Origin of the sequence: Streptomyces collinus Tu 365, from assembly GCF_000444875.1 — a bacterium.
GTDB lineage: Bacteria > Actinomycetota > Actinomycetes > Streptomycetales > Streptomycetaceae > Streptomyces > Streptomyces collinus_A.
Map to the genome: position 1 here is coordinate 42691 of NC_021985.1, position 13063 is coordinate 55753.

The window sequence follows — 13063 nt, forward strand, 5'->3', positions numbered from 1 at the left end:
CGCCTCCCACGCCCCGTTCCTCACGGTCGCGGCGGGGCCCTGAGCAACCACAGCGTGGGAAATCCCGCACGGACCAGTAAGCGCGAAGGCCGCACCGTCCGCCCTTGGGCGGTGGGTCGCCTCAAGGCTGTCTATCTCACATGATGGTCGCCCGGAGGAGGGATGAAAGGGTGGAGTCATGCCTCTCATGCAGCCTTTCGCTTCCGATTGGGACCGCCCGGCCTCACAGAACTCCGAACAATGGAACTGGCTCGCGGTCGAAATAGCCGAAATCCGGCGATGTGCCGAGGCAGGCGACCAAGCACACGATCGCCTTGCCCTCATCCTCCTGGACCATCTAGTCGAGGTGATCATCGGCCGTGAGGTCAACGCCCAACTGGCCTTCCAGATCCCCGACAGCACCATCGAAGAGATGCAAAGGTTCCGGGACAGCGGCGGGCAGCTCGATGGACAGCTGAGTCAGCTGATCGATCAGCATGTAGGCCTGGACCGGCGGGCAAAGATGGACAACCATCTGGACCAGAAGACCAAGTTCCTGAGGCAGCGGGGCGTGCTGACGGACCACGAACGCGACGTACTCGACCGGCTGCACGAATACCGCAACGCGGCCTACCACCGTGAAACCCTGGAACCCGACCTGATCGCAGACCTTGTACTGGCCTACCGGGTGTTGGCGGACGAACTCCTCGCCCGACACAAACCGATCGCCTGGGTCATGGCTTCGTCGGACCCCGCCCCCATCGTGACGCCACACCAGCTTCGGGGCCGCCTGACCGAAGGCATCGACATCGATCTCACATCGATGGCCCGCCGGTTCCACGACCACGCTACGAAGCGAGTCCAGGCTGTCTCCACAGCCGTAGCTATCGCCCAACAGCTCCTCGGCTCCAAAAGCTCCGGTGAAACGGCCGCGGCCCCGCCGGATGACGACATGGCCCGCATGCTGACCGGCCTCAGCGACACAGCCAAACACCTGGCCCCCTGGACGAGGCAGGCAGAGGGGTTGAAGTCCAAGACGTCGTCACTCACCGGCCTGATGGTGCCGTTCCTCAACCTGGACCGAGCCCTGAGCCGTATCGAACCGTCCGTCAAGCGCCTCGACATGATCCAAGACTGGTGGGAACAGCGTCGGATCGATGACCTCAGGGGCAAGTAGCGCCATACCCAAATGCACGCACGGGCCGGCCTGCGGCGGACTCGCCACGATGGTGCTGCCCGCCGTGGATGGGAACGGGCGTCCAATGTCCCGGCCGACCACGCCGTGAACCCCCGTACAGCACACCGCCCGCAGCCAGGCCTTCCCCAACATGGCCTCTGCCCCTACACACACCGCATAGCTCGACAAACACGCCCAGCCCTCACCACCAAGCGGACCCTCACCGTGATCGTCAGTTAATGGAAGTGCCGCAAATCTGTCCTGGGCTGGTGCCACTATCTGCCAGCAACTGGTGCCACTAGACGCCAGTAGGCCGAACTGGGATCTCACCAGGTCAGAGCACATGGTCAAGGAATCCGATGGTGGCAGAGAAGCGACCTGCGGCCCCTGGCATCAAAGAGACACTTCACAGGATCTCCAACACCAAGCAGCGACGCGACAAACTCACGGCGTAGCAGTTGGACGCATTCCGGAAGCTGGGCGTGGAGTGGGCGTAGCAACAGCCCTCCCCGCCGCCCCACCGTGGCCAGACCGTACATGTTACGTGCCTTTAGCGTGCGAAATGCGTACGGCGGGGAGGGCGGCAGGATGCTTCTCCCCTGTTACTCGTCGCCTTGGGAAGGACTGCGCCGTTTGGGAACGCGCACCACGCGGCGGCGAGGGGTGATGGACGCGGTCTCTGACAGCCGCTCCAGGCACAGGAAGTGCCGGCGCTGGCTGCAGCGCTGGCCAGACTCAGCAACGATCAGTGCAGCACACGACACCCAGCCCGGCGACGCGCAGCTGGAACAGGCTTGACCCTCCTCCGTCGCCGCCCGGGCGGCGCGGACGGCGTCGCGCGGACCGGGGCAGTCGTCGCAGCGGACCTGCAGCGACCGCACCAGCGCCGGCGGCGAGGGCGAACTCGAGGCCGCAGCGGCCTGGGGGGTGCAGGACGGCGGGCAGGAGCGGTGCCCGGGGGCCGGGTCGCCGACGCGCCCGGACACAGGCCGCACCGGCCGGAAACGGCTGGCCTGGCCGCAGGCGGCCTGCCGGGACCAGGTCGGCAGCATGCCACCGACGAGGAACGGGACAGCCAGCCACTGTCAGCCGACCTCCCCATCCGGCATCAGCAGGTGCGGCGCATACTCTTGCACCACGCCCAACCACACTGGTGCCAGGTCCGAGCGGAAGAAGTAGAAGACACCTCGTCGGGCTGTCCAGGGTTCATGATCCTGAATCCCGGCGAGACTGCAGAGTGTACCGGTTTACGGGGAGCCAGAAGACAGATTGTCTTTCGGGTCGGGAGGTCCCGTTCCGCCTCAACTGGCCCGCAACTAGGGCAGAATGCCGCCATGGACAAGCAGGAACTGCGGGCGCCGGCCAGAGCAGAACGGATGCGGGTGGCGGAAGCGCGCGAAGCGCTGGCCGAGGCGGTTGCCGACGTCAGGACGACGGCGCTGAACGTCGATGCCTGGGACGACATGGGCTCTGAGAAGCTGCCGCAAGCGGCCTGGGATCTGGCGCACTCGACCGCGTGGCCGGACAAGGAAGCGAATGCGCGGCGGGTGTCGGAGGCGTTCACCGTGGACCCGGGGTACCTGTACTCGAAGGGGATCGACAACCTTGCGTTCGGCACCGCCGTGCAGACGATGCGCCTGGCGCTGAACGAACTGGACGCCGCCCTGGGCGCCGTGCTGGAGCCGGAGTAACGGCCGAATGTCTCCACGCCGTCCACCCCGCCCGCCCCTGGGCTGGGATCTGTTCGGGGATCCGTACTACAGCGAGAAGCCTACCGGGCCGCCGCCGCTGCCCGTCTACACCAGCGAGGCGCTGCCCTGGAACCTGCGGACTCTGAAGCAGATCCGCGCCGAGGGACGGGAGCCGACCGGCCCACCCGCCGGGGTGCTGTCGTGGACGCCCCAGGGCCACTACGCGCCGATCGAGTGCCCGGTGTGGGACGTCAACAAGGCGGTCAGGCGTCTAGATCCAGGGCCCGGCCTAGAGCTCTGACCGCTCAACGCCAGGACCCGGCTTCGCTGGGCGGCTGGAGTGGAGTGGGACTTCGATCGTGCGGGGGCGGTCTCGCGGGGACCGCCCTCGATCGTGGGACAGCGCGGCAGGTAGTGACAGCGGCGGGGCAGCCTCCGAGGGTGATCGCCGGGTCGGTGACCAACAGCCTGTGCCGGGCGTCGGGGCCGCGCGCCGGTGGGGGCGTGAGGTCGCAGGACTTCTCTGACGATTCGTCGTCAGGAGACTTTCGACGGTCCTTCTCGGTGCCCCCGCCTTTGACGTAGTGATCGGTTCTATGTTCGGCAGGGCGGTGTCCAGGTCGGCCGGGTCGCCACCTTGCTCGTAGCGCACCCGGTGATACACGCCGGAATTCCCCAGTTGGACAGCGAAGTCTGCATGCTCCTCGGGCACGTCCCGGAGTACGGTTCCCATGATGCCGATCGCCTCGTCGAGGTCAGCACGGACGCCCGTGACGCCGAAGCGGTCGCGCAGCACGCCGGCGAGATTGCCCATCATGAGGGTGCGGAAGGTACTGCCGGTCGGCGCGTCACGGACGGCGGCCCGTGACAGGGACAGGGCCTCTTCCAGGTCGTCCGGGCACCGCGTCCGCCAGTGCCGAGCGAGCAGCGAACGTGCGAGAAACGACTCGACCTCCGCGCGCTTGGGCGCGTCCGGCGCGCAGTGGGCAAGCACGGTCCTCCCCAGCTCGATGGCCTCGTTCAAGTCGCGCTCGGCACCCGAGTTCTGGTGGCGCAGCAGCAGCGCGCCGCACAGCGCGGCCCCGTGCAAGATGAGGCCCGCATCGCCCTCGGCGTCGAGGCCCTCGCGGCTCAACGCCACCGATTCGTCCAGGTCGCCTGGGTTGCCCAGCAGCGTGTAACGGTTCTGGAGCAGCCCGGCCAGATTGGCAAGCCGCTCGTGATGCTCCGCGCCTCCGCGTTGCACGGCCGCGCGCGCCAGCTCAATTGCTCGGGTGTTGTCATCGGCGTGGCCAAGGATGCAGAAGCGCACGCGGTGAGCGAGGCTGAACCGGTGCAGCAAGTCGGGGATGTCGGCGTCCCCAGTAGGCGCAGACTCCAGAGTCCCGCGCAGCACCTCGAGGGCCTGGTCTGCGAGTCCCGCATCCGCCTGCGCCTCCGCGGTGGCCAGCATCCCCAGCGCCGTCTCCGCCGCCTCCCGGCGCAACTGCCGACGCAGCTCGCGGACCACCCTGGGCACCGGATCCGCCGCGCCGGGACTCAGCAGCCGGAACAGCTTCTCGGCTGCGGCGATCTCAGCCTCCGCCACCGGGTTGGACGGCATGCAGCCCCGACACCAGTAGAGCATCGCGACGAGGTGAACACCCTCGGCGTCGAGCACCACGACACGACCCTGCCGAAAGCCGGTCGCCGACCGCTTGAGCCGGCCAGCATCTCTGGCAGTCTTTTGCGTGAGCAGGTCCTGCGAATCACCGCTCATCAGGAAGCCTTCGATGCGCTGCCTCACCGTGACTTTCAGGAGCCCCTTACTGACCATCCGGCAAGTCTGGCCGCTGCTCGCCGTTTTGATGGAGAGATCGTAGTTTTTCCAGCACGGAGCACGGCCGGTGGGGTAGATATCGACTGAACTAAAGGGTGTTGCAGAAGGTCGGTGGTGGACAGGGTTGAGTGGCAGCTAACCTGCTGTTTTCACCCTGTCAGGGCGAGGTTGTGCATGGTGGCGACGGCCTGGACGGCGTGGTGGAGGCCGTCGCCCCTTTGGCGGCAGTCGCGGAGGATCTTCCAGTTCTTCATCCGGGCGAAGCTGTGCTCGACACGGGCCCGGACGCGCCGGTGTTCGGCATTGTCTTCCTCTTGGCCGGGCAGGAGGGGACGTCCGGCTCGTCTGCGGTGCGGGACGATCAGCCCGGTGCCCAGGTAGGCGCCGTCCGCGATCACGGTCGTGCCCGCCGCCAGGGCCGGCAGGTCCGACTCGCGCCAGACCTGTGCGTCGGCCTTGTTGCCTGGTGCCGGCCGGGCCGAGGCCACCACCAGGCGGGTCTCGGCGTCGATGATGACCTGCACGTTCGCCGAGAACCGGTAGTTGCGTGAGGAGGCTGCGACCCTACGGTCACGGACCGGGATCAGGGTGCCGTCCACGATCCATAACCGGTCGGTGCCCGGCACCGGCTGGGGCGACGGCTCCAGCGCGAGCAGGGGTCGCAGGCGCTGGATGATCCGGCAGACGGTGGCAGGTGAGCAGCCGAAGAGCGGCGCGAGCTGCCGCATGGTGAGGTTCGTGCGGTAGTACACGGCTACCAGCAGCACCCGCTCGGCCAGCGGAAGACACCACGGCCTGCCACCACCGGGGCCGTTGCCGCCCCGCTCCCGCACCACCCGAAGCAGCTTCTCGAAGCGCCCCATCCGCAACCCGGTGAACGTCTCCACCCACACCGGCTCAACCCTCAACACCCCACCCATACAGGCAAAATGCCCGCCACTAAGCCTTCTGCAACACCCTTTAGGGTCTGTTGCGAAAGTGAACCCTGTTCGTTGATGATCACGTCCTGTGAGACGTGCGGATCTGACTTACGGCCAGTGGGCCGGGCTTGTGTCCTGTTGTCCTGACGGTGCCGGGAGGTTCGGCTACAGGCCAACCGTTCGCCGGTCGGGCAAAGCGCATGCCGCGGTGCCTCCTGGCATGCGGTGACGATTGTTTGCGACGAGTCGATACACACCGTGGGCAGCCCACCGCATGGGAGGCAACATGAGCAACGCACCCACCAGCGCCCACCCTCCGCCTGCGCTCAACAGTGCCTTCGCAACAGCCTGGGCGCCTCCATACACAACGCCCCTGGGAGTCACCCACAGCACTTCGCGCTCGGCTCGTGTTGAGGTGACGCCAAGAGCTTCCAAGTCCGCGAACTGCCAAGGAACGGTATCGCAACGAGGCTGTAGGCGTCGCTCAGCAAACCTCACCGAGGTAGAGCAAAAGCCGCAATCTCCACCAAAAACAAGCACAGGCTGATTCCGCATGATCGCATCATGCCGCGCCTACAGCAGGGTGGTCGCTCCGCCGACGAATACCGGCCACGTAGCGTCATCGAGTTCGAACATTGCTACCAGGCGCAGTCACCGTGAGAGCCCGAGTCGATACCCGGTTCGTCCGGAGGTCATGCCGGACGTGAAGGGGATTCACGTTATTGTGTGAACCTGACAATCATATGGGCATTTAATGCTTCTTTGTAATGTTTTCGGGCCTAGCTTCAGGGCGGGTACTGATGTGCCCACACGACTCCCCCTGTGAGAAAGGTTGATCATGGCTACCGCCACCACTGACCCGATCAGCGTGAAGCTGGACCAGCTGTTCACCGCCACCGACACCGACGGCGACGGCTATGTCGAATGGAGCGACTACCAGCGCGTCGTCGACCGCTATCTGAAGGCCTACAAGATCGACAAAAGCGACCGGCGGGCGCAGGCGCTGCTGTTCTCGTACCAGATGCAGTGGGCCGAGCTGCTGCGCCACGCGAACGGCGTAAACCGCCTCTCCAAGGAGCAGTACCACGCCGCCAGCCGCGCGGTGAGCGTGGACACCAGCCGCTTCAACATGGTCGAGGGTGTTCCGCACGCCATCTTCGACATCATGGACACCGACGGCGACAACACCATCAGCAAGGCCGAGTTCAAGCAGTACCTGGGTGTCTGGGACATCACCGACCCCGCCGCCATGGACGCCTTCGCCGAGCTGGACACCGACGGCGACGGATCCATCAGCCGGCAGGAGTTCATCCGCGCGGTCAGGGAGTTCTTCTACTCCCCGGACCTGGAGGCACCGGGCAGCCTGTTCTTCGGACGCCTGTCCAGCTGACACGTGAGGTCGCCCTCCCGGGCATGACGGGCCCGCGGGGCACAACGCCCAGCCGGATGGTGGTCTGATCCTCGCCCGGCAGCCCTCACGTGCGTGGCACCTGGTGAGCGGTCCGGGACTGGGGCCATGGATGGTGGCTCCGGGCCCGGACCGTTTCGCACGATACGCGGCAGTGGGCCAAGCATCACCATCACCGCTGCACCCGTCGGTTGCGTTCGAACGCAATCCGATTTCAGCGCCTCCCAAGCCGGTGAATAAACGCTGGCGGCGAGGCGGCGCTTCCCGGCGTCCTGGAGTCGCCGCCGCTGCTTGCGCAGCTCCTGCTTCTTCGCCGCCTTCGACTTCGGCTTCCGGGGGCGCTTCCAGATCGGCTGCCACCCGAGGGGCTCCTCGGACTCGAGCTCCTGGCTCTCATCGAGCGCGGCGGAAATGTCCTTAAAGCTTGTCCCGCATCTGACCGGTTGGGGGCGCGGCGGCCAGACGCAGACGTTGGACACCGCCTCGCGTCAGCAGCATCCCGCTGCTGGTCACGAGGTCATGGGCGGCAAGGCCGATCCTCATGCCGGAGATTCGTCGGCCCTGCGTGCTCTCGACGATGGCTGGCCTGGTCGCCGCTCGCAGGACCTTCCAGATAAGGCGCGTCTCCTCGGTCAGGAGCTGATGTCTCTCCGGCCCGACTTCCTGCTCGAACCAGCGCACCGCGAGACGGCCGGCCTCGAAGACTTCGCCCTCGCCGTCCTGAAGGCGGCGTGAGCAAAGGAACTGCACGACGGCCGAGTGTCCGAGGTCGGACCTGGGGGCGACGGCGTCGTCCACCAGGACGTCCTCAGGTGCCCGGGCCTCGGTCGGCAGAAGCAGAAACGCTTGCCGACCGCCGCAGCTCAGGGCCTCACCGAGTTGGCGATGCAGATGCACCTGGTGAAGGCCCTTCGGCCCGGGGTGACTGCACAGCCAGCCGGAGCGCGGCAGGGCTTCGCTGATGCGCTGCCCAATGAGTTGCTCGTCTTGGGGCAGGGACCACACATCGGTCGTCTTCGTTCGGGAGCCAGGAGAAGCCACGCGCGAAGCATGGCAGAGAACGAGAACTTGATGATCCGTCGCTTCTTCACCATCACCACAGCCACCGTGCTGTCCCTCATCGCCCTCGGCGCCGCGGCCACTGAGGCGTTCGCGGGCAACGTCAGCAGCTGCCCCTGACATCGCCACTCCACGGGCGGGCCGGTTCCCCGAACCGGCCCGCCCTGCCGTTGTTCGCATGAGCTTGCCCGGCTCGGAGTGATCGTGAGTGTACGCGCGTTTGCTCGACTCGCGCGCTGTCCGCTGTGAAGACCTGGTCGCGACAGCGGGCACACTGGTCGGTGCAGATCGGTGCCGTCCCGGCTCCATGCCGTCGGCTCGAGTCGGCCGGCGCACCACGCGGTGGCGCAGGCGCGCCGGCTTCGTTCAGGGCTGATCTCCGTCACCGGCCCGCGATCGGAACGGCCTCCTGGCGCACGCGCGTCCGGTAGCGCTGCGGCGACTCCCCGACAACACGCTTGAACGCCGTGCTGAACGCGCTCTCCGAGCCGTAGCCCAGCTCGGCGGCGAGCGCCGCGACGCGGGCGTCGCCGTTCCGCAGCGCGCGCTGGGCCAGCAGCATGCGCCACCGGCCCAGGTAGGTGAGCGGCGGTACACCGGCGGCCTCGCGGAACCGCTCCGCGAATGTAGTCCGGGACATCGCGGCGGCGCGCGCCAACTCCTGCAGTCCCCATGCGTGTTCGGGGCGGCCGTGGAGCAGGTCGACGGCGGGGCGCAGGCGCTCGTCGACGAGCAGGCGCAACCAGCCCGAGGGCAGGGGGGTCTGGTCGACGTAACAGCGCAGCACCTCCAGCAGGAGCAGTTGGCCGCACTGCCGGATCGCGAAGGCCGAGCCGAGCCGGTCGCCGGTCGCCTCATCGAAGAGCCGCAGCAGGGCGGCGAGGAGACGGTCCCCATCTCCGGCGGTGGAGGACCGGATGTGGGCCACCGGTGGAAGCGACTCCAGCAGGAGCGTCCGCCCGGCCTCGTTCACGCTGACGCACCCGCCGATCACGACGTCGTCGACGGCAGGGTCCGAGCCCGCGAAGCGGGCGGTGGAGAAGTCCGACTCCGGCTGGATCTCGTGGCGCGGCGCCGCGCCGGCCTCGAAGGCCACCCACGAGCGCCCGGTGAGGATTGCCACGTCACCCGCCACGAGGTCGATCGGTTCGACGACGCCGTCGGTGGTGAGCCGGGCGTGCCCGCTCACCATCGCGAAGAACTTGACCGGATCGGCCAGTGGGCCGCGGGCCCACCACCCGCCGCGGGCCGCGACGCCGCCGGTCAGCACGCTGCGTACCTCGACCAGGTCGAGTGCCTCGGAGAGTCGGTCCGGATCCATGTCCGTACTCTCGCGCAGAAAATCGGGATGGACAAGGATTCATAGTCCGGCGAACGACAGACAGGCTGGTGTCAGCGACACAGCAGGACGACCTGAAGGAGACCCCATGCACTACCGCAGCCTCGGCCGGACCGGGATCAAGGTCAGCCCCTACGCCCTCGGCGCGATGATGTTCGGCGCCCTCGGCAACCCCGACCACGACGACTGCGTCCGCATCATCCACCGGGCGCTCGACGCCGGCATCAATCTCGTCGACACCGCCGATATGTACGCGCACGGCGAGTCGGAGGAGATCGTCGGCCGGGCGCTGAAGGGACGACGGGCCGACGTCGTGCTCGCGACCAAGGCCCGGAACCCGATGAGCGACGAGCCGAACCACCAGGGCGCGTCCCGGCGCTGGCTGATGCGCGCGCTGGAGGACTCGCTGCGCCGCCTCGACACCGACTACGTGGACATCTACCAGATCCACCGCCCGGACCCCGACACGGACATCGAGGAGACCCTCGCGGCCCTCACCGATCTGCAGCGGGCCGGCAAGATCCGCACCTTCGGCACGTCGGCGCTGCCGGCCTCCGACATCGTCAGGGCGCAGTGGGTCGCCGAGCGGCGCGGGCTGGCCCGGCCACGCACCGAGCAGCCGGTCTACTCGATCCTGAACCGGGGCATCGAGCGCGAGGTGCTCCCGGCGGCACAGGAGTTCGGCATGGGCACCCTGGTCTGGTCGCCCCTCGGCGGCGGTCTGCTGACGGGGCGGTACCGCAAGGGCCAGGAGGCCGCGACGCACCGGTCGAGGTACGGCTTCCAGCACCTCACGGACGACCGTCGGCTCGACGTGGTCGAACAGCTCATCCCGCTGGCCGAGGAGGCCGGCCTGCCGCTCACGCATCTCGCGATGGGCTTCGTGCTCGCCCACCCGGGCGTGACGTCCGCCCTCCTCGGACCGCGGACCATGGAACACCTGGACGACCTGCTCGCGGGCGTCGATGTCACCCTCACCGACGACGTGCTGGACCGAATCGACGCGGTCGTGCCGCCCGGCACCGACACCGGCACGCTCGACATGGCCTACCAGCCGCCAGCCCTCCAGCGCCCCGAACTGCGCCGCCGGCCGGCCGGCGAGCGCGCGGCGGCATGACGTCGGCTCCGGCCGGAGCCTGCCGGGCCTGTCAGATGCTCGAGCCGATGAGTTCGCGGATCGCTTTACAGGTTTCGCCACCTTTGCCGCTCCTCCTCACCCCTACTGAACCTCTTTCATCCTGAATAGTCGGCGCCCTGCACCTGGAACAGGGGCGCTCGGCCGAGGCCTGCGCCGCCTACCGGTCGGCCGTGGACGCTGGGCTCCCCGACGCCTGGGAAGGGCTGCTGTCGGCGTGGGCAGCCCTGGCGCCCCGCGCGACAACGCGCGCAGACAGTGGCGCGGCTGCCACGTCGCTGCCGCCGCAGGAGTGAACACGAGCCGACCGCGGCGGCGCAGCCGGACACCCACACGCCCCGCCGCTACGGTCAAACGGAGGCCCGGGCAACCAGCACGGCGAGCGGCGGGATGATCATGGCCGGGTCCCGGCGGTGACCGCCGACAGCGGGAAGGCGATACCGGTCAGTTCCTCGGACACCGTCCACAGGCGACGGGCGGCCGACGGGTCGGCGGCCGCCGGCGAGCGGCCCACCAGGGTCGGGGCGCCGCGCATCTCACCGAGCCCGTCCGGGCCGACGTAACTCGCACCGGGCAGGTCCTGGACAGCGGCGTACAGGGTGGGCAGGGCGCCGGCCCTGTTGTCCTGGGCGAAGAGGCGGTTGCCGATCAGCAGAAGGGCGCGGCGCAGGGGGCTGCCGTCGTGGCTCTGGAGGTTGGTGGCGGCCCAGCCCGGGTGCGCGGCGAGGGCGCGCACCCGTGAGTTCGACTCGGTCAGCCGGCGCTGGAGTTCCAGGGTGAACAGCAGGTTGGCCAGCTTGGACTGGCTGTACGCCTTCATGGGGGCGTACTCCCCGGTGAGGTTGAGGTTGTCGAAGTGGATGCGGGGGTTGCCCGGCATCCGGTGGGCGCCGGAGGAGACGGTCACGACCCGGTCGGTGAGGTGCGGCAGCAACAGGTTCGTCAGCGCGAAGTGGCCCAGGTGGTTGGTGCCGAACTGCGTCTCGAAGCCGTCCTTGGTGGCCGACTCCGGGATGTTCATGACGCCCGCGTTGTTGACGAGCAGATCGAGGTCACCCCGCCAGGCCGCCGCGAACTCCCGCACGGAGGCGAGGTCGGCGAGATCTAGCCGACGCACCTCCACGCTGCCGTGCACGCGGGCCGCCGCGGCCGCACCGCGCTCGGGGTCCCGTACGGCGAGCACGACGTGCGCGCCGGCGCCGGCCAGCGCCTCGACCGTGGCGAGGCCCAGTCCGCTGTTGGCTCCGGTGACGACCGCGGTACGGCCGGTCTGGTCAGGGATGTCGGTCACGTGCCACGTGGGGGAAGGAGTAGTCATGCCAGCGAATGTAGGCGTCGACAACAATGCTGTCAATGACAACAATGTAGCCGAGGCAAACATGGCCGGTACACTGATGCCCATGCACACCCGCCCAAGCAGCTACCACCACGGAGATTTGCGCGCCGCGTTGCTGACCCGCGCCGAGGAGACGCTGAGGGAGAAGGGCCCGGCCGCCCTGTCGCTGCGAGAGCTCGCCCGCGACCTGGGCGTCAGCCACGCTGCCCCGAGCCGTCACTTCAGGGACAAGCAGGCATTGTTGGACGCGCTGGCACTGACCGGCTTCGAGCGGCTGGCCGTGGCGCTCGAGGGGGCGCACGGGCGGGCCGGCGCGTCGTTCGCGCAGCGTCTGGACGTCATAGTCCGCGCCTATGTGGACTTCGCCCTCGAGAACGCGGCGTTGCTGGACCTGATGTACTCGATCAAGCATGACCCGGAGGCGTCCGAGGCCCTGCGGGCGGCGGCAGAACGCTGGTCCGCGCTGCTGGTGTCGGGGATCGAGGAGGGGCAGCGGCAGGGTGAGGTGCGGGAAGGGCCGCTGGAGCGCGTCGGCGTCCCGGTGTTCGCGGTCCTGCACGGTTACGCCGGTCTGGTGACGGCTGGGATGCTGCCCCCCGAGGCCGCCGAGCACGGTCTGGACGAGGTGATCGCCTTCGCGCTGCGCGGCTGCGCCCCGGACGCGGTGTAGCCGGGCCCGAGAGCCTGGACGTCACCCTCGCGATGCCGGAACTGGTGGTGGAGATCGGCGTCGACGTCGCCCGCGACAATGCAGGGCGCTGGCGGCACCCCGCGCGTTGGCACCGGGCGCGCCCGGACCTGTCGCCCGCCGACGTCCCAACCTTCGAGCCCGGCCCGACCGGCTGAGCGTGCACGTCGGCGCGGGCCGGCCAGGACGCTGCACGGTTCGTCTGGCACGTCCTGCTAACCGCACCAGATGCACGTCTCGACGTCAGCCGAGGTAGGTGACCTGAAGCACGGTGATCGTCTTGAACGTCTCCCCCGCCACCGACCTTCGAGAGGACCCGCTGGTCCCGTGGATGGTCCAGACCCAGGAAGCGTCGCCGGGCCGGCTTCGGCCTGTTGCGGAAGCGAGACTGCTGCCCTGACCGCAGCTTTGTTGCTCAACGAGGTCCTCGATGGCCTCGTCGTCTTCGTCGGCACGCTCCAGGCACGCCCCCAGGACTGAGGACGGCGGATAGCCGGTGAGCGCGCGCATGT

Annotated in this window: 15 protein-coding genes; 8 read left to right on the forward strand and 7 right to left on the reverse strand. The window is 68.3% G+C overall.

The window, feature by feature from the left end:
• Positions 1–178: 178 nt before the first annotated feature.
• From B446_RS00165 to B446_RS38880, 3 genes are all read left to right on the forward strand, one after another.
• Positions 179–1156, forward strand: coding sequence for a hypothetical protein (locus tag B446_RS00165; RefSeq protein ID WP_020937364.1), 978 nt, complete (start codon positions 179–181; stop codon positions 1154–1156).
• A gap of 1334 nt (positions 1157–2490) precedes the next feature.
• Entirely contained in the window at positions 2491–2847 is a 357-nt protein-coding gene (locus tag B446_RS00170) for a hypothetical protein (protein WP_020937365.1), read from the forward strand.
• Between the two features lie 7 nt (positions 2848–2854).
• Positions 2855–3148 (forward strand): hypothetical protein, encoded by a 294-nt coding sequence (locus tag B446_RS38880; protein ID WP_020937366.1) that lies wholly within the window; start codon positions 2855–2857, stop codon positions 3146–3148.
• On the opposite strand, the gene B446_RS00175 is transcribed toward B446_RS38880, so the two are convergent.
• The 3 genes from B446_RS00175 to B446_RS36555 all read right to left on the reverse strand — a co-directional run bounded on the left by B446_RS00175 (position 3137) and on the right by B446_RS36555 (position 6141).
• Complete coding sequence (locus B446_RS00175) at positions 3137–4663, reverse strand: tetratricopeptide repeat protein (protein ID WP_020937367.1); 1527 nt, start codon at positions 4661–4663, stop codon at positions 3137–3139. The two genes, B446_RS38880 and B446_RS00175, sit on opposite strands and share 12 nt — an antisense overlap.
• 152 nt (positions 4664–4815) lie before the next feature.
• Complete coding sequence (locus tag B446_RS00180) at positions 4816–5586, reverse strand: IS5/IS1182 family transposase (protein WP_043474380.1); 771 nt, start codon at positions 5584–5586, stop codon at positions 4816–4818.
• Between the two features lie 165 nt (positions 5587–5751).
• Complete coding sequence (locus B446_RS36555; protein ID WP_020937369.1) at positions 5752–6141, reverse strand: thiol-disulfide oxidoreductase DCC family protein; 390 nt, start codon at positions 6139–6141, stop codon at positions 5752–5754.
• A gap of 283 nt (positions 6142–6424) precedes the next feature.
• Here B446_RS36555 and B446_RS00185 point away from each other — a divergent pair, with 283 nt between their 5' ends.
• Positions 6425–6976 carry an EF-hand domain-containing protein gene (locus B446_RS00185; protein ID WP_020937370.1) on the forward strand — a complete coding sequence of 184 codons (552 nt, stop codon included), beginning with the start codon at positions 6425–6427 and terminating at the stop codon, positions 6974–6976.
• A gap of 435 nt (positions 6977–7411) precedes the next feature.
• On the opposite strand, the gene B446_RS00190 is transcribed toward B446_RS00185, so the two are convergent.
• Positions 7412–8035 carry a hypothetical protein gene (locus B446_RS00190; RefSeq protein ID WP_052352092.1) on the reverse strand — a complete coding sequence of 208 codons (624 nt, stop codon included), beginning with the start codon at positions 8033–8035 and terminating at the stop codon, positions 7412–7414.
• A 9-nt stretch (positions 8036–8044) separates the two neighbouring features.
• Between B446_RS00190 and B446_RS40690 the strand changes: the two genes are divergently transcribed.
• Positions 8045–8173 carry a hypothetical protein gene (locus B446_RS40690; protein WP_272945898.1) on the forward strand — a complete coding sequence of 43 codons (129 nt, stop codon included), beginning with the start codon at positions 8045–8047 and terminating at the stop codon, positions 8171–8173.
• A gap of 262 nt (positions 8174–8435) precedes the next feature.
• Here B446_RS40690 and B446_RS00195 read toward each other — a convergent pair whose 3' ends face one another.
• Positions 8436–9374 carry an AraC family transcriptional regulator gene (locus B446_RS00195; RefSeq protein WP_020937372.1) on the reverse strand — a complete coding sequence of 313 codons (939 nt, stop codon included), beginning with the start codon at positions 9372–9374 and terminating at the stop codon, positions 8436–8438.
• A 106-nt stretch (positions 9375–9480) separates the two neighbouring features.
• Here B446_RS00195 and B446_RS00200 point away from each other — a divergent pair, with 106 nt between their 5' ends.
• A complete protein-coding gene (locus B446_RS00200; protein ID WP_020937373.1) occupies positions 9481–10509 on the forward strand; it encodes an aldo/keto reductase in 1029 nt (342 codons plus the stop codon).
• Between the two features lie 412 nt (positions 10510–10921).
• Here the strand turns inward: B446_RS00200 and B446_RS00205 are convergent, their stop codons facing one another.
• A complete protein-coding gene (locus tag B446_RS00205; protein WP_043474385.1) occupies positions 10922–11845 on the reverse strand; it encodes an oxidoreductase in 924 nt (307 codons plus the stop codon).
• Positions 11846–11927: 82 nt separating this feature from the next.
• Between B446_RS00205 and B446_RS00210 the strand changes: the two genes are divergently transcribed.
• Both B446_RS00210 and B446_RS00215 read left to right on the forward strand, forming a co-directional pair.
• Positions 11928–12533, forward strand: a complete 606-nt coding sequence (locus B446_RS00210; RefSeq protein ID WP_043476988.1) for a TetR/AcrR family transcriptional regulator — start codon at positions 11928–11930, stop codon at positions 12531–12533.
• Positions 12534–12565: 32 nt separating this feature from the next.
• Positions 12566–12709, forward strand: a complete 144-nt coding sequence (locus B446_RS00215; RefSeq protein WP_020937376.1) for a putative ATP-dependent DNA ligase — start codon at positions 12566–12568, stop codon at positions 12707–12709.
• An 85-nt stretch (positions 12710–12794) separates the two neighbouring features.
• On the opposite strand, the gene B446_RS35930 is transcribed toward B446_RS00215, so the two are convergent.
• Complete coding sequence (locus B446_RS35930) at positions 12795–13061, reverse strand: hypothetical protein (protein WP_020937377.1); 267 nt, start codon at positions 13059–13061, stop codon at positions 12795–12797.
• Positions 13062–13063: the final 2 nt, after the last annotated feature.

Bases quoted from the DNA above. Each gene is read 5' to 3' on its own strand.
- B446_RS00195 (WP_020937372.1), bottom strand. From the start codon at position 9,374: ATGGATCCGGACCGACTCTCCGAGGCACTCGACCTGGTCGAGGTACGC.
- B446_RS00215 (WP_020937376.1), top strand. From the start codon at position 12,566: ATGCCGGAACTGGTGGTGGAGATCGGCGTCGACGTCGCCCGCGACAAT.
- B446_RS36555 (WP_020937369.1), bottom strand. From the start codon at position 6,141: ATGCGGAATCAGCCTGTGCTTGTTTTTGGTGGAGATTGCGGCTTTTGC.
- B446_RS00175 (WP_020937367.1), bottom strand. From the start codon at position 4,663: ATGGTCAGTAAGGGGCTCCTGAAAGTCACGGTGAGGCAGCGCATCGAA.
- B446_RS00210 (WP_043476988.1), top strand. From the start codon at position 11,928: ATGCACACCCGCCCAAGCAGCTACCACCACGGAGATTTGCGCGCCGCG.
- B446_RS00165 (WP_020937364.1), top strand. From the start codon at position 179: ATGCCTCTCATGCAGCCTTTCGCTTCCGATTGGGACCGCCCGGCCTCA.
- B446_RS00185 (WP_020937370.1), top strand. From the start codon at position 6,425: ATGGCTACCGCCACCACTGACCCGATCAGCGTGAAGCTGGACCAGCTG.
- B446_RS00180 (WP_043474380.1), bottom strand. From the start codon at position 5,586: ATGGGTGGGGTGTTGAGGGTTGAGCCGGTGTGGGTGGAGACGTTCACC.
- B446_RS40690 (WP_272945898.1), top strand. From the start codon at position 8,045: ATGGCAGAGAACGAGAACTTGATGATCCGTCGCTTCTTCACCATCACC.
- B446_RS00205 (WP_043474385.1), bottom strand. From the start codon at position 11,845: ATGACTACTCCTTCCCCCACGTGGCACGTGACCGACATCCCTGACCAG.
- B446_RS00170 (WP_020937365.1), top strand. From the start codon at position 2,491: ATGGACAAGCAGGAACTGCGGGCGCCGGCCAGAGCAGAACGGATGCGG.
- B446_RS00200 (WP_020937373.1), top strand. From the start codon at position 9,481: ATGCACTACCGCAGCCTCGGCCGGACCGGGATCAAGGTCAGCCCCTAC.
- B446_RS35930 (WP_020937377.1), bottom strand. From the start codon at position 13,061: ATGCGCGCGCTCACCGGCTATCCGCCGTCCTCAGTCCTGGGGGCGTGC.
- B446_RS38880 (WP_020937366.1), top strand. From the start codon at position 2,855: ATGTCTCCACGCCGTCCACCCCGCCCGCCCCTGGGCTGGGATCTGTTC.